Origin of the sequence: Paenibacillus sp. cl123 (genome assembly GCF_900101595.1) — a bacterium.
Taxonomy (GTDB): Bacteria; Bacillota; Bacilli; order Paenibacillales; family NBRC-103111; genus Paenibacillus_G.
The window spans coordinates 1-22,715 of record NZ_FMYY01000013.1 but is presented as its reverse complement, the minus strand read 5'-3'; the positions used below and the strand labels follow the sequence as shown (position 1 = coordinate 22,715).

Here is a 22,715-nt window from a genome sequence, read left to right as displayed (position 1 = left end):
GGAGTCTCTGATGCGCAGACAGTTTGTGTTTCCCATGATGGATCACCAGCCCTTCTTCTGCTTTCCCGAATCTGTGGGGCATTACAAGGATGAGACCGATCACTGGGTATACCGGCCAGCTGGAACACTGAACAATTTCAATATTCACTACGTCGCCTCCGGCAAGGGATTCGTCGAAATTGACGGGCAGTCCTATATGCTGCAGCGGGGCGATGCCGTGCTGTACTTTCCTCTGCAGCAGCAGACCTACTATACCAGCGGGGAGGAGCCGTGGGATATTCGTTGGGTGCATTTCTACGGTCATCAGCTGCAGGAGTTTCTGACCGTACACCGGCTTCACCGCTCGAAGCTGTGGACGCTTCGCCAGCCTGCCGCATGGGAGAGGGCGCATATGGCGCTGCTGGATGAAGCCGTGGAGCACCGGCTGCTGTATCCGACCACGCTCTCCATGCTGACCTATGCCGTCATCATGGAATTTATCCAGCAGGCCGAGCCGCTTTCCTCGGGCAAAAGGAATCATGCAGCCGAGCGCATCGCCGAGCTGCTTCCTTTGCTGCAGAATGAAGCCTGCGCTCCTTTCATTCTGGAGGAATGGGCCGAGCGGGCAGGTATCAGCCCTCACTACTTCTGCAGGCTTTTCCGTAAAATCATGCATATGACGCCGATGGACTTCGTCACCCTGTGCCGCATGCAGAAAGCGAAGCAGTGGCTGATCGAGCGCACCGAGTCTACGATCCGCGACATCGCCGCAGATGCCGGCTATCCGAACACCAGCTATTTCAACAAGCGGTTTCTGGAGACGGAGGGCATGAGGCCGTCCGAATACAGGACGCTGTTCGGCAAGTAGAGGCCGTGGGGTGATAGAACATTGCAGCTGTTAGTTGGCGCGGCGGAGCTCTCCGGATGCGGATGGGGCCTGGCCGGATACGAGCGGAGCCTGACCCGGACGGCCAAAAGCCGCGGACGGCTGTCCGCGGCTTTTGGCCGTCCGGGTGCTTGTACTAACCAGTAGGGTGCTGTGTTTTAGGCTGTATCAGCGGCTGCGCTCCATCCGATTTTGTTCAAGCCGCCGCGCGCCGCCCACGCCTCCAGATCTGCCTGGGCCTGCAGTCCCGCCTGATTCAGCAGATTCCAAGGCTTATTGTAGTGAGGCTGGAAGAAGAAATCGACGAAGCCCAGCTCCTCTACAGTCATCCGGTTCTGGATACATACCGATAGCGTATTGACGGACTGGGTCAGATCGGCCTTCGACAGGACTTGGGCGCCCACCAGTCTGCCGCTTTCCGCTTCATAGACGAGCTTGAGCAGCGCTTGTTCATAAGTCGGCATAAACTCCGGACGATCGTTGTCCGTTACCACCGTGGATCTGACAGCTAGCCCCGCATCCTTGGCGGCTTGCTCCGTCAGTCCGGTCGACGCGACATTCAGATCGAATATTCGGATGCCCGAGGTTCCCTGCGTGCCTTTGTATGTCACCCGAGGCTCCTTCAGATTCATCGCGACAAGCGTTCCCATACGCACCGCATTGGTTGCAAGCGGGATGTAGGCAGCTTCGCCCGTCGGGTTAAAGCGGACGGCGCAGCTGTCGCCTGCTGCGTACACATCCGGGCTGCTTGTGCGCATGTATTCGTCCACGATGATCGCTCCGTTCGGCAGCATCTTCACCTGATCCTGCAGCAGCCCGGTATTGGGACGGAAACCGATGCACATAATTACAAGATCCGCGTCATATTCACCGGCTGTCGTTACTACCCCGGTCACCTTGCCATCCTTGCCCCGAAGCTCCTGCACGGTCTGACCAAGCGCCAGCTCAATCCCGTGTTCCACCATATCGGCTTCGACGATATCCGTGAAGGCTTGATCCAGATACTTATACATCACGCGCGGCGTGTTATCGAACAGCGTCACTCGCTTGTTCAACTGGCGGAAGGCTTCGGCCAGCTCAACGCCGATATAGCCGGCGCCGACAACGGCGATCCGCTCGGCTAACGCCGCTTTCTCGATAATAGCCTGGGCGTGCGCATAATTTTTGCACAGCATCACATGGTCCAGCTCCATACCCGGCAGCTTCGGCACGACAGGCCACGATCCGGTCGTCATGACCAGCTTATCATACGTATCCTGCAGCGTTTCGCCCGTCTCCAGGTTACGGACGGTTACGGTTCGGCGTTCCGTGTCGACCGCCAGCACCTCATGCCGCATCCGCGTGTTCACGCCCAGCTCCGACAGATTATCCGGATGTGCGTAGAAAAGCTCCTCCGCGTTACGGACCACGCCTCCGACATGCAGCGCTATGCCGCACGACAAAAAGGATATATTATCGTTGCGCTCGTATACTGTAATTTCTGCGTCCGGATGACGCTTGGCAATTTGGATAGTAGCGGCGGTTCCTGCATGGGTGCAGCCAATTACGATGACTTTCATAATCGATGACCTCCTTTAAAATTGAAACTAGTCATATCACTTCAGGAGCAAATCCTAGCGATCAGACCTGCTGAAATGCAGCAAAATTAATTTTTGTGAAAATTTTCACTAATTAGCCTGCAGGGTAGCTAGTACAGGTTTGCAAGTGAAAGGTTCGCTAGTTCGCTAGTGGTAAGTTCGCAAGGGCGAGATTAGCATATGACCAGTTAGTAAATGACCGATTAGCATGTGGCACGGTAGTAAACGACAGATTAGTAACCATTAGCAAGTGACAAGCTCATTGTTAGTGAAATAAATCACAATGTTTCCGATGAGTTCACTATAAGCTAATTGGTCTTTGAAAGCAATAGGCAAGTGAAATAAATCACAAATCAGACACAGACCGGGACGGCTTCTTACCAGTAAAGCCTCCCGTTTCTGGCCGCGAGAAGCTTGGGGAGCTCCTGAGCAGCCTGTGCTAAGGATAAACAACCGTCAGCTTATCCCCGGCATAAAGTAACCCTTCTTGCTCTACTGAGCAGACAATGCCGCGGCACTGCTTGGCCGCCCGAACGAACCGGGACCCTGTTCCCACGATGCCGCTCTCCTGCTCGATCACATCGCCCGGGCCTTTGCAGGGTAGATTCTCTCCCTCGCAGATCAAGCCCACCCGCCCAGGCACGATTAGCCTGACTCCCTGGGGGAGCAAGGTGAATCCTTCGAGGCCGGATACCAGCACGTTAGCCCCGAGCCATTCGGGACATACCTCGGGGATGCCCAACTTTTCTGCGATCAGCGTGCATTCTTCCACAGATACGATGCTGATCTGCCGGCGGTTCGCGATCATCGTTCCTCGCGGGTAAATGCGCTGACGGCTGTCCGCCTTGCGGAGCAGTCCGAAATGGCGGTCTCCAGGTATCCCGCCGAGCTTGATGTCGATCTCCCCGACCCGGCGGGTGATAAATGTGGAAGGCGTGTCTGCGATATATACGCCTTCCACCATGATTTCAGTTGTACGCATAATGGCTTCGTTCCCCCCACCGGTTACCCGCATGTGTGGCCCCGGCCTTAGTCGTCACTCTGCAGCCGCTTCATAAAGTCCTCGGCAGCGCTGTAGCCCTGCTGACGCAGGTACCAGTTGTTCGCAGCCGCTTCCACCAGTCCGGCTACATCGCGGCCCGGCTGCAGCTGAATTTGCATATGCGGGATCTTAATATCCATATATTCCGTAAATTTCGGCTCCAGTTCCAGCTCATTGTTGAGCGCATTTTCCTGCCATTTGCACAGCTCAATATCCAGCACGATCCGCGTCTCATCCTGGAAGGCGCTCCGGCCGTACAGCCGGGAGACGTTCACCAGCCCGATGCTGCGTAGGGCGAGAAACTCCTTCGTCTTACCGCTGTGCGTGCCGAGTATCGTCTCCGGCCCGATCTTCTTCAGCACGACGATATCGTCCGCTACCAGGCGATGTCCGCGGCGGATCAAGGTATGCGCCGTCTCGCTTTTGCCGACGCCGGACTTGCCGCGCAGCAGGATGCCGATGCCGGATACATTGACGCAGACGCCATGTACCGCCATCTCCGGCGCGAGCGCCTTGGCCAGATAACTGTCGATCAGCTCGACGCAGCGGGCCGTCGGCATCGGCGTGCGGAGCAGCGGGATGCCCTCTTCCTCGCAATGCTTCTTGAGATACGTGAGCCCGTCCAGATTGCGGGTCACGACAAAGCAAGGCGGATGGTATTTTACAATATTGCCGATATGCAGATTCCTCTCATCCTCACTAAGCTTGTGCAGGTAATTAATCTCCTTGCTGCCGAGCACCTGCACATGCGCATCCGGGAAAAAATCGAAGTATCCGACAAATTCCAACCCCGGACGGTTCGCCCGCGGCTTAGGAATCACTGAATGCAGATGCTCACTCCCGGCAAGCACCTCCAAAGAGAAGCGCTGGACCAGATCCTGTACCGTAACCGATTTCATGACTAACTGCTCTCCCTCCTGTTTGCGATACCTGCTTGGGGTTGAACATAGTATTCTACGCCGGGGACGGATTCCCTTTTTTCTATATCGGCTATACGTCCAGCTTGCGGTCCAGACGACCGTCGAGCACCGTATTCACAAACACCAGCTCCGTGGCGGTCATCGTCCGGTCTTTAATCTTCTGCAGCCAGCTCCAGTCGAGCCGATCTTCATTGTACGCTTTGCCAAGCACCTCATAAAGCAGTTCCCACTGCCAGGGCTCCAGTTTCATCGGTTGGCTCATCTCGTCCTCCTCCTTGTCCGGCTCTAGGGGTATCATAGCGTCTGTTCCGCCTAATGCGGAGCTTATCCGGTCGTATGCGGTAAGCAGGTGGTTCGCGATAAGACTGTTCAGCTTGTCCGCATATCGCGGATCGGTCGCGTAACCGCAGACCAGCAGCATCGCCGTTTGCTCATGCGGGGAGGCCGCCTGCCGGACCCGCGCGTATCGCGGAGCCTGAAACAACAGGTCCTGATCTCGAAAGCCGTCTGTGATCGTATCATAAGCGCGCCAATTGGCCGCTATGCCATCATAGCGCACCCCGTCGTACACCTCCCACGTCTTCGTGGACACGGTACGGCCGCTCCAATACGCGTTCGGCCGACCGCTGCCCGCCTTCAGTCCGACGAGATTATTCCAGCTGTGCAGCGTGCAGCCCGTCTCCAGCATCGCCTGCGCGATGCGGACGGAGGGGAAGATCGGCGAGCCCTCGGCACGCAGCTTGACGGCAATCGGAGCCAGAGTGGCGATGAAAGCCTGAGGGGTTAGGGACATGAGGGGTGGTCCTTTCATGTTATGAGTAGAAAGCGGAATTCATGAGTGGATGATGGGATATCAATTCTCTGCGATTGCGTGGCTTGGAGTCTGCTGCTTATAGATGAACAGCAAGGCTTGTCAGTCCTCATCTATTTATAACCGTGGTCTCCTGCTCAGAGGTGCCCGGCGGATGCAGGGACTTGTTCTGCATCTGAGCTGCTGCCGCGGAGACGAGAAAGGAGTTGGCGAACGTCAATGCGTACAGCCGCCAGTCTCCCCCGTCCGCCCCTCTTGCCAGCTGCGCCAACAGAAGCACACTGAAAGCCACGATCACTGCATAATAATCCGTCGGCCATGCGTAGAAACGGTCGAGCAGCCTCTTCGTATATTGCACGATGAAAAAAGTAAGCAAAGAGGCGCCGCCCATCGTGGACAACGCCTCCCAAGTAAAAAACGACGGCTCCATGTTACGAACCGACTCCTTTCCACAGCAAGTTAAGCAGCCCCGCGATCAGCGCAGCCATGACCGTACGCCACAGCCACGTCTGATTTTCGGCAAGCTCCTTGATCTCGTCGGACTTGAGGCTGTCCAACCTCTTGTGAGCCGACCGGGTGCTCTGCAGCGCCTCCTTCGCCCGGTCGTCCACCTCCTCGACCTTCTTGGTCAAATCCTTGATAGCGTCGAGCTTCGTCTCCAGCCGGGCCAGGTCGAGCCGGACTCCGGTGAGTTGCTCCGTAAGCTGCTTGGTCTCGTCTATTGACATCGCTTCGTCCTTTCTGCTCGGCCCGGCCGGGCATGTTATCTAAAAAAGTTTATACTATTTTCGTTGCATTAATAAATTGCGTCTAGGATATCCAATACTTTAAGCATTCAGTTATATTCTATTACTTGCCAGTGGCAAGGAACATTGATGGCTATTGAGTGAGCCATTCCATATAGACGGATATTTGTACTAGAGGTGAGCTCCCCACGTGCAAAAAAGGGATTTTCATAGTTCAATATTTTTTCCCCTGACGAGATAATTAAGTAAGCTTTGGAAAGATTGACTGCGGTAATCGTTACGTCCGTAGAATTACCTGCATGAACTATCGCCGTTCCGCGTTGCACATTTTTAACTCCTCCACTCACAGCCTGCCACCCGCTTCCGCTCCAATATTCAAGTCCACCGTTATTGACACGAGTTAACGCTAATTGCTGTCCACCCATCCAATATCCACCATCTGTATGCACGCCGTATTTTGCTGATAGCACACCTGGTTCTGCTCGCACTTCATTATAATCGTCTGTCACCCTAATCCCACCAACTTTAAGCGATGCCGCACCACTAGGGTAGGTAGAGTTAGGACCGAAAATAAGCATGTCAGCCGATTGAACCGCTACACCACCCTGAAGAGTAACCCCTCCTGAGATTAGACCGCCTGCCTTATCAAACTTTTCATCATTTAATTGCCTCAAACTCTTCACCGGCGCAGTTAAAGCCCCCGCCTCACCCGTAATACGTTTGAGCAAAGACATCACGCCCGATAACAACGTCGTCAAAGTACCGGTAAAAGTAGGCGCAGCAGTATCATTAACCGTCCTGCTCCCGATCACCGCATCAGTCGCACTGTTAGCCGTACCGGCACCGGCTGCCACACCGTCCAATTTCCCCTTATCCGCCGCCGACATCAGACCGCTCGCACTCGTCGTCGCTACAGCCGTCGACGCCTTCCCGTTCCACGCCGCCTTCTCCGTATCCGTCACAAACCGGTTGCTTGCATCCTGCGCGATCACCGACGCCGGGTGCGTTGCCGGGTGCACGTAATTGTTCGCTCCGGCCGCAACCCCGTCCAACTTCCCCTTATCCGCCGCTGACATCAAGCCGCTCGCACTCGTCGTAGCGACAGCCGTCGACGCCTTCGCGTTCCACGCCGCCTTCTCTGCATCCGTCACAAACCGGTTGCTCGCATCCTGCGCGATCACCGACGCCGGGTGCGTTGCCGGGTGCACATAATTGTTCGCTCCGGCCGCCACGCCGTCCAGCTTCCCTTTATCCGCTGCCGACATCAGACCGTTTACACTCGTCGTGGCTACAGCCGTCGATGCCTTCGCATTCCATGCCGCTTTCTCCGCGTCTGTCGCGAAGCGGTTGCTCGCATCCTGCACAATCACCGACGCCGGGTGCGTTGCCGGATGTACGTAATTATTCGCTCCGGCGGCGATGCCGGCCAGCTTGGCGAAGTCTTCCTTGCTCATCCGGCCGTCTGCTGTGGCGGAAGCTTTTTTGGCGACCTCCGCGTCAAGCACATCGGCATTGCTGTTGAGATCGGCGATGTCCACGACATCGGTGCCCTCCGGCTTTTTCAGACCCAAGTTGGGCGTTGTTTGCATGTCACTCACACTCCTGTATAAATTCGCAAGTCAGACCATGTCAGGCTCCCCGCCTGCTGCCAATCGAGCAGCTTCAGCGCATCCCACACGGTGTAGGTATATTTGAAGGAATAGGCCAGATGAGCCGGTTTAATCTCGTCCAGCATCTGAATGAACCCCGCCATATTGGCCGGAATGCCCTTCACTCCGATAAAATGAATCTCGAATCGCGACTCCTCCGGAACGTCAATGACGGCCACTTCGCCTCCCGAAAATGCCGCTGCCGCCTCGCGGATCATCCGCTTGGTCGTCGTTCCGGTTCCCCGCAGCTTGGCAAGCAACATCTCCCGGCGCCAGGCATAAGCCTCGGTACGATCAGAGCTCAAACCAAGCTCCGCCTCCCACAGCTGAAGCCCCCAAGTCGCCGAACGGATAAAAAACTGGTCCAGCAGCTCGTCGCTTCGAAAGCGGTACTCGTTCAGCCCGCTCCCCAAGCTTTCCTGCAAAGCCACCATCTGACGGCTTTCCCGGTAATAAGCCGGCAGGTAGGCCATCAGATCGCGCGACGTCTCCGGGGCCTCTCCCCCATCCTGCTCGTCTGCTCCAAGGGACACAGCGCCATACATAAATTGACCGTATGCCAATCGCTACACCCCCTTAAGCTGATTCCAGGTAAGCGGACCTTTGCTCATCACATCGGGCATATAGGCAAGCTCCTTGGGCGTACCCCACACGGTATCCCCTTGAGCGGCTTGAAAATGTAAAATTTTCATGGAGGTTTTATGAAAGGCAAGGGCATTGACCTTGCCTCCGCTCGTGTCGGTGAACGTATTCAGGACGATCATATCCTGGTACTGATTGTCCCCGGTTGCTGCATTTAAGCCCCCGAGCGAGGTGAAATAAAGACCCAGGAAGCCCTTCGGCGTACCCGTAGGCTTAATCACCCGATCATCGGTCCGCTGCAGCCTGGCATGATCATGTGCGGCTGCCGCAAACGCACTCGGCTTCCCGGACACCTCCGACCAATCCACGACGCCCCAGGCGACGCTGCCCGCAGTCGTTCCCGCCTTCAGCACCTTGCCGCCGCTAACCGTGCCCGTCGCAGGAACGTGCTGATTCCCGTCTCCTGTCGGATGCACATACGAATTCGCCCCGGATGTAATACCGTCCAGCTTGACCTTATCGGCCGCGCTCATAAGGCCGTTTCCGCCAGAAGTCGCTACCGCCGTAGAAGCCTTCGCCGTCCACGCCGCTTTCTCCGCATCCGTGACGAAGCGCTTCGCCGCGCTCTCCGTCACCTCATCGGCTGAGTGCGTATGAGCCGCTGGCGCATACGTACTCGGCTTCCCCGTCACCTCCGACCAGTCCACGACGCCCCAAGCGGCGCTGCCTGCGGTCGTTCCCGCCTTCAGCACCTTGCCCCCGCTAACCGTGCCCGTCGCAGGCACATGCTGGTTCCCGTCGCCAGACGGATGCACGTAAGCATTAGCCCCAGACGCAACCCCGTCCAGCTTGACTTTATCCGCCGCGCTCATAAGGCCGTTTCCGCCAGAAGTCGCTACCGCCGTAGAAGCCTTCGCCGTCCACGCCGCTTTCTCCGCATCCGTCACGAAGCGCTTCGCCGCACTCTCCGTCACCTCATCGGCCGGATGCGTATGAGCCGCCGGCGCGTATACGCTCGGCTTGCCCGTCACCTCCGACCAGTCCACGACGCCCCAGGCGGCGCTGCCCGCAGTCGTTCCCGCCTTCAGCACCTTGCCGCCGCTACCCGTGCCCGTCGCAGGCACATGCTGGTTCCCGTCGCCAGACGGATGCACGTAAGCATTAGCCCCAGACGCAACCCCGTCCAGCTTGACTTTATCCGCCGCGCTCATAAGGCCGTTTCCGCCAGAAGTCGCTACCGCGGTAGAAGCCTTCGCCGTCCACGCCGCTTTCTCCGCATCCGTCACGAACCGGTTGCTTGCATCCTGGACAATGATGGAGGGCGGGTGCGTGGACGGGTGAACGTAAGCGTTGGCTCCGGCGGCAATGCCGGCCAGCTTGGTTTTCTCTGCCGTCGTGTAGTCCTCCGTACTGAGCTGTTTGCCCGCTGCCTTGTCGACCTTCGTCGACAACTGGGTCGTCACGGTCGCTGCGAAGTTGGGATCATTGTTCAGCGCTGCCCCCAGCTCCTGAAGTGTGTCCAGAGCGGCGGGCGCAGCCCCGATCACCGATTGAATCCGCTGATCGGTTTCCGTCTTCGTATACGTTGTCGCCTTGTCGGCCTTGGTCAACAACTGCGTATCGACGTAGGTCTTATTCGCCTTCGCGCTCTCAGCCGCCGTCAAGCGGTCCTCGGCGGACCGTACTCGCTGGTCGTTGGAGGCTTTATACCGGTCAACCTCGACTTGGGTCGCCGTAACGCCCCGCTGCAGCCGGTTCACATCATCCGCCTCTACCGTATCCCCGGGCGTTTCATAGGTGACATAAATAACCGGAGCTGTGCTGAAGGCGCGCAGCGTGCGCCGCCAAGGCGTTTCCGCCGGGACGGACACAACGAAGTTCACCACCGGCTCCCCGGTGAATTTGGAACCCGTATACACCTGAATGCTGCTGTTCACGATATGGTCGTGGGCCAGAAGCCCCTCGTACACGCCCTCCGTAGTCGGCAGCTCCTCCTCGACGATATAAATGCCGCCGTCCTTCCGTTTGTTCAGCTTGTCCTGAAAGCGGTCGATATCTGCCGGATATGCCATACTCCGCTACACCCCCAGTCCCACAGTGCCGAGCACCGGAATTTCCTCGGCCGCCACGGCCACATTGCCGGAGGCGCCGTTAAGCTTGAGCGCGCTGTAATCCAGAACGCCGGGAATATCCAGCAAAAGCATTCCGACCCGGGCTATGGATACGTAGGTAACGGCAAAGGCAATTTCCTTCAAATAGGCGGTCATCGCGGCCGCGAAGGCAGTCGTAACCTGCTGAACCGTATAGCCTTGGGCCAATACGACCGTCGCCGCCACTCCGATGGGCTTCGCCGCGGCGCTGACCACCTTCACGCGCGCTCCGATCGGGGCCTTGCCTTCGCCCGTCCCCGATGGCTCCGGATCGATATGCCGCTGCACCTCTTCGACCAAAGCGGCTGAAGCCGGCGCATATTCCGCATCGACGATCACCACCTTGACCGTTCCCGGTCCCGCCCACAGAGGAAACACTTTGGAAGCGCCAACGCCCGGCACCTCGCCGGCCCACTGGACATAGTGGGACTTGTTGCCGCTGGTCGCAGGCCGCATCGTCTGCTGCCTGTAACGCTGCAGCAAGGAAGCGTCGCTTTCCTCGTCTTCGCCCGGGATCAGCACAGCTCCCAGCACGGCCGAGGTCAAGCCCGGGATGAGCTCTACCGGCTGCAGCGCCCCGAACGGCATGTTGCCCGCCGAACCGGCCGTCTCCGCCTCCAGCCGCACCGTCTGCCCGGCCTCCAACGCTCGAAAATACAGGCCGCCCGCGTAAAACCTCGAGCCAGCGCTCACTTCCACATTAAATGCGGCGGAGCGAACCGCCTTGGTCGCAGCGCGGCGATACACCCCCATTTCCTCCGTACGCCGCTCCAGCCACTCTCCGCTGGAGGTGCCCGCGAAGCCGAGCCGTAATGCGCCCTCCAGGTCCGCGTATGCTTGAGCAAGCTCGGCGGAGGCCGGGGCCAGCGCGTCGAAGATGACACTGCCCTCGCGTTTGTCTATATCCGCCGGCACCCGGTCCAGCATGCGGCGCAATAAAGCTTCATAGGTTTGCTGCTCATACAAATCTGTTCACCTCTTTCGATATAGCGATGCTCCCGTATTCGGACTCCACGGTGAAGGAGATGACCGCCTGATGCTCGCCGAGCTCCATACGGATATCTTCAACCGCGCGGATACGGTCATCCTGAAGCAACGCTTCCTTCACGCGTCTCGCCAGCTCCGACCGGACAAGCATAGGATCGCCGCCCAGCAGCAGCCTAAGCTCGCTGCCGTAATTAAAGCTGTAGATCGCATGGTCGTACCTTTCCGTGTGGAGTATTTTAAATACCATTTGTCGCACAGCTTCACGTCCGTCGATCATCCCCTGCCCTTCCATCCCAAGCCCGGGGATATCCAGAGCATACGTCCGGCCGGGCTGCTTGGTCCGGCGAAGCGTCACGTTGGCTAAGATACTGCCCTGCGGAATCATAGCGTCCCCCTAACCCTATCCAGCGCGACAAATTGTCCCCCGCCCTGCACCCGCAGCAGCAGCAGGCGTTCTCCGGCAGCCAGTCCGTCCCGGATTGCGACGGTCTGGCCCGCCACCGTCAGCTCTTTCCTGTGCAGGCTCTCCGGCACAAGCAGCGACTCCGCCGGCAGACGAAACCGCTCGTCGACAAGCACTTCCAGCGGCGACACGCTGACGACCTCGCCGAACAGAAGCGCTACCGGCTGGCCCGCATCGACAGCCCCGAGGCTTGCCTTTTTAATGACATCCAGCATCTGGCTTATGCTCATGCTATCACCTTCAATTCCAGATTCATCGTATGCTCCCCGCCTGTGAAAGAATGGCTGCATTCTTCCACCAGAAACGGCTTCTCCAACCCCAATTCCTTCATAAAAATGAAGACGTAATGCCCCGCGCGCACCCGGATATCTCCCAGCGCCTGCAGGCTTAAAGTTCGCTGCTCCCGATTGTGCCGGCTCATCAGATTGTTCAGCAGCTCCTTGAGCTGGGCTTCATTCATGCTGTCATTTGCCTTGTGATAGAGCTGCAGCCTGCCCCATTTCGCGATATTGGCGCTGTCCTGAGCCACATACACGTCACGTGCCTTCGTCTCCTTGTTGTCGCGCACCAGCTTAACCCGGGTGTACGTTTCCTCGTCAATCGACCGCTTGAAGCTGTAATCGTAGAGAAGGCTGTCGTCCCCGATGGAGAAAAACAGCTCCAGCACATTGATATCCCGGACCGTCAACGCTCCGAAATGATCGAACAGCATGTAGTTGCCCTGTCCGGCAATAAGCGTCAGATCCAGCGCCTTCAAGGCGATGTCCAGCAGCTTCTGTCCGTCCTCCACCATGGAAGGAATCACGTATTTCGTATCCGGCAGCTCTCCGATCTTCGCGCCAAGGTCGCCGGCGATTCGCCGAATGATCTCGGCAGCCGTCTGGTTGGCGAACACGTAGGTATCGCTGGCCAGCCAATACCGCAGCTGATCGTACGCTGTCAGCTTCACCTGCTCCGAGGAGCTTTGCTCCACCGTAAAGATATAGCCGAAGAACACCGGCGTCTCCCCTTGGCGCACACGGACGATGGCTCCCGGCTCCAGCTTGAAGGCCGCGCTTTGATACAAGGCTCCGCGAATCAACGTAAGCTCGACGCTGGACGGCTTGGCAATGCGGCTTGTTTTCCAGGACAGCTCGGCCGTCAGCTCCGAGACATCCCACAGCTGTCCGTCCCGGTTATCGATCAGCACCTCGAGCATCAGACCCCCACCTCCGGCAGGCGCAGCTCCCGACCGGCAGGCAGCCTTCGCAGCTCGGCGTCGCTGATGCCGTTCAGCTGCTGAATCTCGCGGTAACGCGAGCCGTCGCCGAGCAGAAGAGCGGCGATCGCCCACAGATTGTCGCCCTCTTTCAACGTGTAGGAGGAGGGCGGAATACGCTCGTTCGCACGCGTGGAGACGGCCTCCTCGGCCACGGGCTCTCCCGACTGGGCATCGGTGACGATATGAACCTTCTTGGCGGCGTAAAACATATAGGCTTTCAAAGCAAGCTCATACTCAATATCTCCCCCGCCCCTAGCGGCCTCCTTCCAGTCGAACCGCTCGATGCTAACGGGCAGATTGAGCTGAATCCCGGCAAGCCGGCCATCTGCCAGCTCCGTATGCGAGCCTGTCACCACCAGGCGGACCGGCCGCTTGGTATGCATCCATTCCGTCAGCCGCTCCACATACCAGCTCGCAGGCTGTAAATCTGCCGAAGCGACGCTCACATAAGGATAGGCCCGCGACGGCAGCACGCTGCTGAAGCTGATCTCCCTTAGCCTCGGCGCCTGAATCGCATTAATCTCGCCCAGACCGATCATGTCATAGGATCGTCCCGCCCCGCTCTGCTTGACCTCCAGCGTCTCCGGGTTGACCGGGAGCCGGAACCAGGACTCGGCATTGTTCCAGCCGACATAAATTCCATACGGCACATTCACGCGTATACGCCTCCCGCCGTTCTCACAAACTCCTGCTGCAGCGAGCTCGTAATCTTGCGCACCAGCTCATCGACATCCGAGCTGCTCCGAATATCCCCGGTTTCCACCTGAACCGTCGGCGTCAGCGTTACGAAATTTTGAATCGAGCGAATATCCGCCAATTCCCGCATCAGCTTGAGATCCTCGTTCGCGATGTCTACTTCGCCGCCGACCGACACATTTTCCTTGATTTTGCCGACCTCGTCGATGCGTTTGATCTTGGCAGACTGGTTCCAGTCCTCTAGCAGCTTGTCCTTGTCCATGCTACTTTTGAACTCTGCTCCGGCTTTGAACATCTGATTGGTCCAATCCTGTCCTTTGACGAAATAAGAGCCGACATCCACCTGCTTCATCTTCATCGCGGACAAATCGACCTTTTGGTTGACAGCCACCGGCTCGATCATCATATCTTTAATATTGTCCATGTCGAGCTCGGGGATGAGGCCGATCTTGCTGCCGGTCAACTTGTTAATCAGCTGAGTGCCTGCATTCACCATCTCTGTAATGCCGTTGATCACACTGGCGACCATCTCCCATACAAACACGGACAGATCATAGAAAAGCTTTCTGCCCGCATAAACAGGGTCGTACCACAGATTCCCGAGAAATTCGGCAAACGAAAGGAGCAAATTCCACAACGCGGCAACTATATTTTGCAAAAAAGCGTACAGACCCATGAATATGCCAATGACAAAGCCGACGACTTCCTGCGTCGAAAACCCCATCTGATGGAATACTTCCATGAGCAGAGCAATAACGGCGATCACCAGCAGCACCGGCCACAGCGCAGCGGCCCAGTTCGCAATCCACATGGCCGCCAGTACCGCCAATACGGCCCCGACGCCTATCAATACAAGCTTAATCTTGTCCAAATGAGTCTGAATGAAGCTTGCCGCCGCTCCGGCAACTGAAGCGAGTCCATACAGCGCCATGCTCAGCGCCTGGAAAAATGGCGTGAACTTGCCCGTCTCGAAGGCCTGATTCAAACTTTCCAAAATAGGCCGGCTGGCTTCGAGCGCCTGCTGCCCTGCTCCCGCAAGCGCCGACTGATACCGGCCCTGCAGCTCGTTCCATTGAGCCGATACGGTTTTCTGCATCACCTCGCCGGCGTTCGCTCCCATGCCGTTTTCGTTCATGGCTTGCTCCAGCGCGGTAAAGAAGCCTTGGAAGTCGTTTTTCTTGCCTTTGTCCCCCAGCTTCAGCGCCGCGAGATCGCTGCCGGCCATGAAGCCCTCCAACCCCTTGGTATCCCCCTTCAAGGCGGACACAATGGCTGTTTGCGCCTTCTCGAAGCTTCCATTGGGGGAAGCGGCCTTCAATTGATAAGCCAGCTCGTTGATTTTATCGAGATGATCGGTATTCTGGGTGGTCGAGAAGGCCGCGATCGTTCCCGATAAAAACTCCTTCACATTGATGCCCTTCTGGAGAGCATCGCCCTTGAACTTGTCGTACATCGCGCCGCCGACATCTTCACGGCCGGTACGCGCTACAAAGAGGCTTCGCAAATCGTCCTGCTCGGCCGCTCCTGTTATGGCGCTCTTGGCCATATCCAGGAACTTGTTCTTGATGCCCTCAGCAGATTTCTGAAGATTATTCAAAAAGTCCCTGGCCTGGCCAAGCCCGTTCATCAGCATGCTGCCGGCTTTCGACTGAGCAGCGGCCGGCGCGTTTGCCCCCTTGCCTGCCTGCGCCGCTTGATTCAAAGCTGCCGGAGCTAGAGCGGCTCCCGCTCCCCTGACTCTGGCAAGCAGCTGGGGAGAAATCACAGCCGCGCCGACAAGCGCAGGGCCGGCCGCTCTGCCTCTGGCCAAAGCCGTCAATCCGCTCGAGCTCGCAACTGCGCTTTTTCGCAAACGCCCAAAGCTGCTTACAGTCGCCGAAGTCATCCTCGCGACCTGACCATTCATGGAGGTCCGCCACTGAGCCAGATTTGCGCGGCTCTTCTGCGAAAACCGTTGAACTTCCCTCAGCGCCCCCGATGTCGAGGTCGCGGTTCGCGGGTTCACGATGGGCCTGCCGACAGGCATTGGGGCCCCCAGCCGATCCATGATCTTAGGCGATATGCCGGGGCTGGCGCTTGCCCCGTTCCTTCCGAAAGATCCCTTTCTTGTCGAGGTGGTCGGCCTAGCCGCCGCACCCGCGCCGCCGATTTTCGAATATACCCGAATCGAATTCGCGAGCTGCCTGAAGACCTTTAAGCTTTGTTCCAAACTTTCGCAATTGCACATCGTGCACATTTCCTCCTTTCTGCGCTCTCCCGCCGCCCTTGGCTCTGTAGCGGACGGTTCAGAGATCATTTTCGTCTTGCCCGCTCCCGCTTCTCGCTTTCCACACGGATATCGATCATCGCATAGATGGCCGCCTTCTCGCGCGGGGACATCGCCACGAGCTGATGAGGCAAAATATGAAGCTCATGGAGAGCGTAGTAGGCATAATTCGCCGCACCGTCGCCCTCGTTGATTAGTTTTTTACTTCATCCACCAGCTCGTTCATATCCTGATCGAAGCCGTTCAGCTCCTGAACGCGCTGAATCAGGGACGTGTACTCGCCCGGCAGCAGCATCTTGCGCAGCAGTGTCTCCGCGCCCATCACGCCGTAAGACTTCTGCAGCTCGGCATCGCGCAGATTCGGGAACACCACACTCGCTACAGCCAGCCTCGCCATATATTCCTCGGGACTCGTCTCTGTCGTGTACGAGCCGTTTTTGCCTTTGATGCGGCGGGTGGCCGCCTTGCGGCATTCTTCGTTCTCGGCTTCGGTCATGCTGCGCAGCTTCCACGCCACCGGCTGTCCGTCCTTGTCCTTGAACCGTTCGGAGACTACCGCGTCCTCCGTTACCTCGCCCACCACATTCTGGGCAAAAAATGCAGCCAAATCGCTCATCGGTATACCCCTCGCTTTCGATTGGTTAAATATTCAGGGCGAAGCCCCCGGCAATGGGGGCCTCGTTCCCCGCTGGAATCAGCTTTGCTTGAATCAGCCCTGCTGCTGCAGAGTCGTGAATGCGTTCAGCACCTCGACATCCTCGAATGTAAAGGCGATTTCCTCCTCCAGAGCCTCAGCCTCCGTATCCAGAGATGCCATAATGACGCTGTCGAGGTTGACGCCCTTCACGACAACGGTCTGGTTGCCGATGTTGGACGCCGGAGACTCGTTGACGACCATAATATCGAAGTACGTATCGACGCCGGTCTTGATATAGTCCAGCATCAGCTCGCGAAACTTCGAAGTGACATAATAAATCGTCATCGAGCCGGTGCCCTTCCAGCCGCTGGCCCGATGCTGGGTAACCCGGCGGCCCAGCGTCTTGATCTCCGCTTTCTCCTTCTCTACCTTGGCCTCCAGCTTTTTCACGTAAAACATCTCGAACACTTGGCCGCCAATCGTCGCATAAGCGCGGCCCTCTGTGCCGCTGATCGTATTTCTCGCCTCCAGAAATGCCATCTTACTTCACCGTCACTTTCATGTAGATTTTTTCGATGGAATCGACCGGCTGCACGTTCAGCTCGACATAGACGCTGTCCGCCTCCGTCCCCTGCTCCACCACGATATCCGTCTTCGCATCGAATTGCTGGATGGCCCCGATGCTTTGCAGCGTGTCCAGGTAGGCGATACACTCCTTGCGGAACAAATTGCGGCCGTCCGCGTGGTTGTCCACTTTGCCGATGTAGTACGATTCGAAAATCCGCTTGAAATCGTCGGCAATGCCGTCCAGCACGCGCATCACCCGATTTTTCGAGAAGGCTCGGCCCTTCGTCGGCGTGAAGCTCTTGAACGTGTTAATATCCTGCTCGACGATCGCCCGGCCGCTGCTTGCTACGAAGACGAACTCGCCGTTTTTCAGCGCAGCTTCGAGCTGCGAATTGGTGTAGCGGGTATCGACATCCGCGGCGTCATCGTACGCCTGGTACGTCAGCGACTGATTCATCGGAGCGCCCGCCGTAGCGGCGGCCACCCAGACGGTAGCCTTCTGGGCGTTCAGCACGGTGCCGTCGTTCAGCACAACGCCGTTTTTGACGCTGATGATGCCTTCGTGGTCGGCGGACGGATAGTTCTCCAGCACGCCCTTCACCTTGCGGCCCTCCGAATCGCGCAGCCGCTTGATGAAGGCGGCGTAGACGGATTTAAGCGACGCATCGCCGGATACGAGCGCCAGCGTATGGAACTCCTGCACCTCGACGGCGCCGAGATAATCGGAGTGATCCTGATTGGCGACCGCGCCGTCGGTACCGCCGGTCAGCGGAGTGCCGGCCGTTGCCGTCAACGCCCCCGTACCGCTGAAGGTTACCCAGCCGTTCGGCTGAAGGCCGGCAATATCCGCTGCGGTCTGGCTGTCGACCGCTTGCCCCGCCAGCAGCGTGCGGACATCGAATTTCGCGTTATCGTCCACGTTCGGCTGGATGACCATCGAAAGGTCATTGCCGCGCACGCCGCTGTACCGGGCCGTGACGGTCAAGGCTCCGGCGGCTGCGGAAGCCTTGACGCCGTCGTTCAAGCGGTACAGCAGCAGCGTTTTCGCCCGCTTGAGCGCCTCCTTCACCAGCACGAGCTCCGGAGCCGAGATATCGTAGCCGAGCAGCTCGCGTACGTTGTCGCCGGCGGTGATCGCCTTGATTTTGCGGGATTCGCCCCAGCTGAGCGGCAAAGCCAGCGTTACGACGCCGCGCTCGCCCACCGCGCCTGCCGCCTTGCCTTCCCCTACGAAATTGATATACACACCCGGACGCACTTTATTTTGCGTTGTCCATGTTCCTCCTGCCATTTACAGCACCGCCCTTTTCATAAATTGTTCGATCAACGCTTTCGCGTCCTCTTGCGTGTACAAGCCTTCGTCCTCCAGCAAAGCTGTCAGCACATCCTTCTCCAGCTGCGAGTACTGCCTCGATTCCAGCAGCTGCTCCTTGGAGTAGCGCGCCTCCGCCCGGCCCGGCGCTTCCTGCGCCGCCGCTGCCTCCGGTTCGCGGACCGCCAGGCCCTCCGCCTCCGCCGTCTTGCGTTTGGTCATCGTTTCGTTGCTCCCTTCCCTCTCTCCGTTGAATTTACTCTTGCAGGCGACGGGCATCCTGCTGCCCGAACGCTCTATCCAGGGAAAGCCGGCCAGAGTCAGCCCCGCCGCCAGCGGCAGGGACTGCCCGACTTCGGCACTGTCCGGGCGGGCTCGTCTCGTTTCCCTCCGGTCCATCCCCGCGCCTTCACGTGCCTGCCGGGCAAACAAAAACGACGGCTCCGATTCGGAACCGCCGTTCTTGTTCAGCTCTTTTCTAACTTTTCCACGTTATCATAATAACACGGTTTTTTGAGCGTTTTGCGACTCTGGAGGGCCATCATACGGCCGGCTCTGCGTCATGGATGCGTCACTGTCCATGTAACCGTAACTGCTGCCTTCACTGCACATGCTTCAGGCCGGCCGCCCACTTTCCTTTCCGGCGCGGATCGGCAATTCCATAGAGCGTTCCCTGCTCAGTCAGGGCCAACCCATGAATGCCGCCGCCGCCGATGCCCGAGCCACACGGCTCCACGACGCCTAGCGCGAAGGCGACAGCGATGGCCGCATCGGCCGCGTTACCGCATTATTCGAGCACGTCCATACCGGCGTCCGTAGCCAGCGGATGCGCCGCGCGGCTGCATGCTTAACAGGGTGCGTGTTGCTTCTCCGCATTATCCGGAGAAGCAACACGCATCAGCTCATCAGCGCTTCAGCTCGGAGATGCCGTTCAGATGAGCTTCCGTCAACGCAAGGATAAACGGTCCGAAGCTGTGCGGCTCGTCGCGATGCGGCAGCTTAAGCGTGACATAAGCTTTAACCGTTCCCTTCTCCTTCCCTTCGCCGGGGCATAGGCATCCGGGGCAGCTGCGTTCCGTGGAGAAATCTTCATTGATGCAGTGACGCCACAACCCTTCGATCCCACGGCGGAATGCCGGCTCGTAGACAGACCGCTCCAGCAGGCCGAGGCGGATACCCGTCCCATAGCCGTATAAAAACAGCGCTGTGCCGGACGATTCCTCATAGGAGTATTCGAACGGAATTTCCTGCCGCCAAAGCCCCCGTTCCGACTGATGAGGCAGCAACGCAGCGGACATCTCGCGGAACAGCCGCTCCGCCTGCGGACGATGCGGGGAATTTGCCGGCAGATGCCGGACCAGCTCGGTCAAGCCGATATAGCCCCACCCGTTCCCCCGGCTCCAGTGATCCTCGGAGAAGACACCCGGAGCGACAAAGTTCAGGCATTGATGCAGCAAGCCGTTGTCCGGGTCCATAAACCGTTCGACCATCAGGAACGTTTGCCTGGCCGCCTCATCGATATACCGCTCCTCGCCGAGCGCGAGTCCCGCGAACAGCAGATACGGCGTCACCGCCATCGCCACGTCGATCCAGATCAGATTGCGATCCGGTTCATAACGATGCTTCATGATGCCTTCCGGGTCGCGCGGAGCCGTCATCATCTCCTCGGCATATTCGGTTACCTGCCCGCCAGATTCGGGCATTAGCCTTTTATAGAAGGCGTATGCCTTGGGAATGCCTCCGATCGTATAGCTGGGGAAATTATACCGCGGATGCTCGATCTCATCGGGAAATTTGCCCAGAATCGCCCGGCAGCGTTCCAGCAGACCGGTATCCCCACGTTCCGCCTCCAGCTCGGCCGCCTGCACCAGCCCGTATATGGCCAGCAAGCCGTAATAATGCTTCACCTGCTCCCGCGCTTCGAAATGATCGTACAGCTTGACAGCCGCCTCTAACGGCCTTACGTTCATGCTCTTTATGCTGCTCGTACTCATCCTCATGCTCCTCCTCGCTTCTTAATGACTTTGGCAGGCACGCCTGCGGCTATACTGTAAGGGGGAATATCCTTGGTTACGACCGACCCGGCCCCGATCACCGAGCCTCGGCCTATAGTCACCCCGGCCATAATATTGACGCGACCGGCGATCCAGACGTCATCCTCGACGACGATCGGCTGCAGGGTCAACCCTTGCGTACGGATCGGGACAGCCGGATCGGCAAAATTATGATTGCCTGCAATCAGCATGCAGTGGGAAGCCATCCGCACATCGTTGCCGATCCGAATCAGGCCGTCCGGCTTCTCCGCCGTCCCGTAGCCGACGAGAATCGAATACGCCTGCACAGAGCTTCGTTCGCCAATGGTCACATGGCCTTGGACAAAGGCTCCCAGGCCAACGGTGCTGCCGGCTCCGATGGAGATGCGCCCGCTGCGCGGAGCGATCCGGGCCTCGGGGCTGATGCGGCAGGTCGGATGAATCGATACGCCCGGGCGGCGAACAGCCAGCTTGCGGCCCCACCAGCAGGCCAATCTTCGGCCCCAGGTGCTCTGGTCAGGCATCGTATAACCGCCCTCCAGCCAATTCCATATGCTCATCCCAATGCCTCCCGCACATCCAGCTCGGCAAGCGCGGATAGACCGTTTTCTTGGAAGCAGTTGACCAGGACATAGCGGCCGTCCGGCGAGAAAACCGGATGCAAATCCACCCAGTACGGATTTTTCCCCCGGGCCGGCCGCTCCCCATACTTGCGCGGCAGCGAAATTTGCTTCAGCACCGTATCCGTGCGGATATCGATAAAAGTCAATTCGCCGGTGTCGCCGTAGGTGTCGGTTACGACCAGATTGAAATCGGCCGGGCAAACGCTCGGATGTCCTCCGCTCTGATGCGAGCTGATCTTCCGGTAACCGGTGCCGTCGTATTTCACCATGGCGAGGCAATGGCCCGACCCGTCGTCATGCTCCGGCCCATAGCCGATGAGATGCTCGCCGTCCGGATGCCAGGACCAGTGAACGCCCCAGCGCCCGTAGCTGAGATCGACGGCCAGATGCAGCTCCCGGAGTTCGCGGTCCGAGGTAAACACATAGCCGAGCCGGGGCTCCCCACGCGAAGGCACAACATGGTGATTGCCGAAATAAAACAGCAGCCGGTCTCCTTGCGGATTCCAGCGCACGCAATACGCCATCAGCGTTAGCGATTCGTCTTCCCCCAGTCTGCGCTTCAGCTCCTGCTCGGATGCAAGCAGGCGGTCGCGTTGCGGATGACGGCGTAAAATCTCCTCTACGCTAAGCGCCAGCTCCGACCGCTCCGGCCCGAAGCTGTAGCGAAACAAGCCATGCCGCTCGCGGTCTCCGAAGAGAACGGGAGACAGCTCGGGCCGAAACAGCCCGCTGCCGTAGCCGGCGGCGTACAGCATGCCCAGCAGCCCGGAGATCAGCGGCTCTCCATTCGGCGGAGCTCCCTCCGCGTCGCCTTCCATGCTCTGCTCATGCCCGGTCGCCAACTCGCGGCGAACGACCCGGGGAGCGTCCCAAGTACCCGCTTGATAATACACATAACGCGCGTCCGGGCTCCACGTCTGCCAAAAGCCCGTATGATAAAATGCTGTCTTCTCCACCGGCTGCCGGCCGAAGCGGTCCAGCACTTCCCCTTCCCGCGAAAGCACCAGCACCTCGCCTGCGCCGTGGGCCGGGTCGACGCCTGCCGCCAGCAGACGTCCCGAGCCGTCCGGCGCGTAAGGACACACCGTGTAGTAGCTGTGCAGGCACCAGCGGCCCTGGACCGGCAGCAGTCTTAGTAGCGTTTGATCTCCTTGTGTCATCGGAGTCCTCTCCTCCTTTGCCGTCTGATCCTCCCGTTTCATCGAAGCCTTCTCCCCTGGCGTGTGATCCTCTCCATTCACCGAAGCATTCCGCTCCTGCCGTCCGATCCTCGCGTTTCATCGAAGCACTCTGCCGCTGCCATTTAATCCTCCCATTTCCTCGAAGCACTTTGCCCCTGGTACAGCTGCTCTGTGTGCCAGCCGTACAATTCCCGTAACCGTGGGAGGTTCTCATTCCGGGGCGAACTAAGAAGTACGGTTTTCCGCACAACGCTCATAGTTTGACTACCAGTCGAGGCGCATTTGTACGGTTTTCCGCACAACACTCATAGCTGGGCCCCAGTCGAGGCGCATTTGTACGGTTTTCC

Annotated in this window: 24 protein-coding genes; 1 reads left to right on the top strand and 23 read right to left on the bottom strand. The window is 58.4% G+C overall.

What is annotated here, in order from left to right:
* Positions 1-10: 10 nt before the first annotated feature.
* On the top strand, positions 11-847 hold the full coding sequence (locus BLR08_RS19085; RefSeq protein WP_072333497.1) for a helix-turn-helix transcriptional regulator: 837 nt from the start codon (positions 11-13) through the stop codon (positions 845-847).
* A gap of 176 nt (positions 848-1,023) precedes the next feature.
* On the opposite strand, the gene BLR08_RS19080 is transcribed toward BLR08_RS19085, so the two are convergent.
* The 23 genes from BLR08_RS19080 to BLR08_RS18970 all read right to left on the bottom strand — a co-directional run bounded on the left by BLR08_RS19080 (position 1,024) and on the right by BLR08_RS18970 (position 22,347).
* Positions 1,024-2,424, bottom strand: coding sequence for an FAD-dependent oxidoreductase (locus tag BLR08_RS19080; RefSeq protein ID WP_072333493.1), 1,401 nt, complete (start codon positions 2,422-2,424; stop codon positions 1,024-1,026).
* 457 nt (positions 2,425-2,881) lie between these two features.
* Positions 2,882-3,427 carry an MOSC domain-containing protein gene (locus tag BLR08_RS19075; RefSeq protein ID WP_371117533.1) on the bottom strand — a complete coding sequence of 182 codons (546 nt, stop codon included), beginning with the start codon at positions 3,425-3,427 and terminating at the stop codon, positions 2,882-2,884.
* A gap of 44 nt (positions 3,428-3,471) precedes the next feature.
* Positions 3,472-4,383 (bottom strand): HPr(Ser) kinase/phosphatase, encoded by a 912-nt coding sequence (gene hprK, locus BLR08_RS19070; RefSeq protein WP_072333487.1) that lies wholly within the window; start codon positions 4,381-4,383, stop codon positions 3,472-3,474.
* Between the two features lie 91 nt (positions 4,384-4,474).
* Positions 4,475-5,197: a glycoside hydrolase family 73 protein gene (locus BLR08_RS19065; protein ID WP_072333484.1), complete on the bottom strand. Its 723-nt coding sequence runs from the start codon at positions 5,195-5,197 to the stop codon at positions 4,475-4,477.
* 127 nt (positions 5,198-5,324) lie between these two features.
* Positions 5,325-5,645: a hypothetical protein gene (locus BLR08_RS19060; protein WP_072333481.1), complete on the bottom strand. Its 321-nt coding sequence runs from the start codon at positions 5,643-5,645 to the stop codon at positions 5,325-5,327.
* Position 5,646: 1 nt separating this feature from the next.
* Positions 5,647-5,943, bottom strand: a complete 297-nt coding sequence (locus BLR08_RS19055) for a hemolysin XhlA family protein (RefSeq protein WP_072333478.1) — start codon at positions 5,941-5,943, stop codon at positions 5,647-5,649.
* 107 nt (positions 5,944-6,050) lie between these two features.
* Positions 6,051-7,550 (bottom strand): hypothetical protein, encoded by a 1,500-nt coding sequence (locus BLR08_RS19050; RefSeq protein WP_072333475.1) that lies wholly within the window; start codon positions 7,548-7,550, stop codon positions 6,051-6,053.
* 5 nt (positions 7,551-7,555) lie between these two features.
* Positions 7,556-8,173: a putative phage tail protein gene (locus BLR08_RS19045; RefSeq protein ID WP_072333472.1), complete on the bottom strand. Its 618-nt coding sequence runs from the start codon at positions 8,171-8,173 to the stop codon at positions 7,556-7,558.
* Positions 8,174-8,176: 3 nt separating this feature from the next.
* Entirely contained in the window at positions 8,177-10,264 is a 2,088-nt protein-coding gene (locus BLR08_RS31465; protein ID WP_072333469.1) for a hypothetical protein, read from the bottom strand.
* Between the two features lie 6 nt (positions 10,265-10,270).
* Entirely contained in the window at positions 10,271-11,308 is a 1,038-nt protein-coding gene (locus tag BLR08_RS19035) for a baseplate J/gp47 family protein (protein WP_072333467.1), read from the bottom strand.
* Positions 11,301-11,714 carry a DUF2634 domain-containing protein gene (locus BLR08_RS19030; RefSeq protein WP_072333464.1) on the bottom strand — a complete coding sequence of 138 codons (414 nt, stop codon included), beginning with the start codon at positions 11,712-11,714 and terminating at the stop codon, positions 11,301-11,303. Before BLR08_RS19030 ends, BLR08_RS19035 begins: the two co-directional genes overlap by 8 nt.
* Complete coding sequence (locus BLR08_RS19025) at positions 11,711-12,022, bottom strand: DUF2577 domain-containing protein (RefSeq protein ID WP_072333461.1); 312 nt, start codon at positions 12,020-12,022, stop codon at positions 11,711-11,713. The genes BLR08_RS19030 and BLR08_RS19025 overlap by 4 nt, the downstream gene beginning before the upstream one ends.
* Positions 12,019-12,990 carry an XkdQ/YqbQ family protein gene (locus BLR08_RS19020; RefSeq protein ID WP_072333458.1) on the bottom strand — a complete coding sequence of 324 codons (972 nt, stop codon included), beginning with the start codon at positions 12,988-12,990 and terminating at the stop codon, positions 12,019-12,021. The genes BLR08_RS19025 and BLR08_RS19020 overlap by 4 nt, the downstream gene beginning before the upstream one ends.
* Entirely contained in the window at positions 12,990-13,709 is a 720-nt protein-coding gene (locus BLR08_RS19015; protein WP_256257714.1) for a LysM peptidoglycan-binding domain-containing protein, read from the bottom strand. Before BLR08_RS19015 ends, BLR08_RS19020 begins: the two co-directional genes overlap by 1 nt.
* Entirely contained in the window at positions 13,706-15,754 is a 2,049-nt protein-coding gene (locus BLR08_RS19010) for a phage tail family protein (protein ID WP_143151555.1), read from the bottom strand. Before BLR08_RS19010 ends, BLR08_RS19015 begins: the two co-directional genes overlap by 4 nt.
* Positions 15,755-16,208: 454 nt before the next feature.
* Positions 16,209-16,631, bottom strand: a complete 423-nt coding sequence (locus tag BLR08_RS19005) for a phage tail assembly chaperone (RefSeq protein WP_072333453.1) — start codon at positions 16,629-16,631, stop codon at positions 16,209-16,211.
* Positions 16,632-16,724: 93 nt separating this feature from the next.
* Positions 16,725-17,192, bottom strand: coding sequence for a phage tail tube protein (locus tag BLR08_RS19000; RefSeq protein ID WP_072333450.1), 468 nt, complete (start codon positions 17,190-17,192; stop codon positions 16,725-16,727).
* Between the two features lies 1 nt (position 17,193).
* Complete coding sequence (locus BLR08_RS18995; protein WP_072333447.1) at positions 17,194-18,510, bottom strand: phage tail sheath family protein; 1,317 nt, start codon at positions 18,508-18,510, stop codon at positions 17,194-17,196.
* Complete coding sequence (locus BLR08_RS18990) at positions 18,511-18,963, bottom strand: YqzN/YkzM domain-containing protein (RefSeq protein WP_143014416.1); 453 nt, start codon at positions 18,961-18,963, stop codon at positions 18,511-18,513.
* Positions 18,964-19,132: 169 nt separating this feature from the next.
* Positions 19,133-19,294: a hypothetical protein gene (locus tag BLR08_RS32135; RefSeq protein WP_371117532.1), complete on the bottom strand. Its 162-nt coding sequence runs from the start codon at positions 19,292-19,294 to the stop codon at positions 19,133-19,135.
* A gap of 142 nt (positions 19,295-19,436) precedes the next feature.
* Positions 19,437-20,525, bottom strand: a complete 1,089-nt coding sequence (locus BLR08_RS18980) for a glycoside hydrolase family 88 protein (RefSeq protein WP_072333441.1) — start codon at positions 20,523-20,525, stop codon at positions 19,437-19,439.
* A 2-nt stretch (positions 20,526-20,527) separates the two neighbouring features.
* Positions 20,528-21,124, bottom strand: a complete 597-nt coding sequence (locus tag BLR08_RS32130) for an acyltransferase (protein ID WP_072333438.1) — start codon at positions 21,122-21,124, stop codon at positions 20,528-20,530.
* The gene (locus BLR08_RS18970) at positions 21,121-22,347 is read right to left on the bottom strand and encodes a YncE family protein (RefSeq protein WP_176835558.1); all 1,227 of its coding nucleotides are present in this window, start codon (positions 22,345-22,347) and stop codon (positions 21,121-21,123) included. The genes BLR08_RS32130 and BLR08_RS18970 overlap by 4 nt, the downstream gene beginning before the upstream one ends.
* Positions 22,348-22,715 lie beyond the last annotated feature (368 nt).

Coding starts and splice junctions, on each gene's coding strand:
- BLR08_RS19085 (WP_072333497.1), top strand. CDS start 11: ATGCGCAGACAGTTTGTGTTTCCCATGATGGATCACCAGCCCTTCTTC.
- BLR08_RS19080 (WP_072333493.1), bottom strand. CDS start 2,424: ATGAAAGTCATCGTAATTGGCTGCACCCATGCAGGAACCGCCGCTACT.
- hprK (WP_072333487.1), bottom strand. CDS start 4,383: ATGAAATCGGTTACGGTACAGGATCTGGTCCAGCGCTTCTCTTTGGAG.
- BLR08_RS19065 (WP_072333484.1), bottom strand. CDS start 5,197: ATGTCCCTAACCCCTCAGGCTTTCATCGCCACTCTGGCTCCGATTGCC.
- BLR08_RS19060 (WP_072333481.1), bottom strand. CDS start 5,645: ATGGAGCCGTCGTTTTTTACTTGGGAGGCGTTGTCCACGATGGGCGGC.
- BLR08_RS19055 (WP_072333478.1), bottom strand. CDS start 5,943: ATGTCAATAGACGAGACCAAGCAGCTTACGGAGCAACTCACCGGAGTC.
- BLR08_RS19050 (WP_072333475.1), bottom strand. CDS start 7,550: ATGCAAACAACGCCCAACTTGGGTCTGAAAAAGCCGGAGGGCACCGAT.
- BLR08_RS31465 (WP_072333469.1), bottom strand. CDS start 10,264: ATGGCATATCCGGCAGATATCGACCGCTTTCAGGACAAGCTGAACAAA.
- BLR08_RS19030 (WP_072333464.1), bottom strand. CDS start 11,714: ATGATTCCGCAGGGCAGTATCTTAGCCAACGTGACGCTTCGCCGGACC.
- BLR08_RS19025 (WP_072333461.1), bottom strand. CDS start 12,022: ATGAGCATAAGCCAGATGCTGGATGTCATTAAAAAGGCAAGCCTCGGG.
- BLR08_RS19020 (WP_072333458.1), bottom strand. CDS start 12,990: ATGCTCGAGGTGCTGATCGATAACCGGGACGGACAGCTGTGGGATGTC.
- BLR08_RS19005 (WP_072333453.1), bottom strand. CDS start 16,631: ATGAGCGATTTGGCTGCATTTTTTGCCCAGAATGTGGTGGGCGAGGTA.
- BLR08_RS19000 (WP_072333450.1), bottom strand. CDS start 17,192: ATGGCATTTCTGGAGGCGAGAAATACGATCAGCGGCACAGAGGGCCGC.
- BLR08_RS18995 (WP_072333447.1), bottom strand. CDS start 18,510: ATGGCAGGAGGAACATGGACAACGCAAAATAAAGTGCGTCCGGGTGTG.
- BLR08_RS18980 (WP_072333441.1), bottom strand. CDS start 20,525: ATGAGTACGAGCAGCATAAAGAGCATGAACGTAAGGCCGTTAGAGGCG.
- BLR08_RS32130 (WP_072333438.1), bottom strand. CDS start 21,124: ATGAGCATATGGAATTGGCTGGAGGGCGGTTATACGATGCCTGACCAG.
- BLR08_RS18970 (WP_176835558.1), bottom strand. CDS start 22,347: ATGACACAAGGAGATCAAACGCTACTAAGACTGCTGCCGGTCCAGGGC.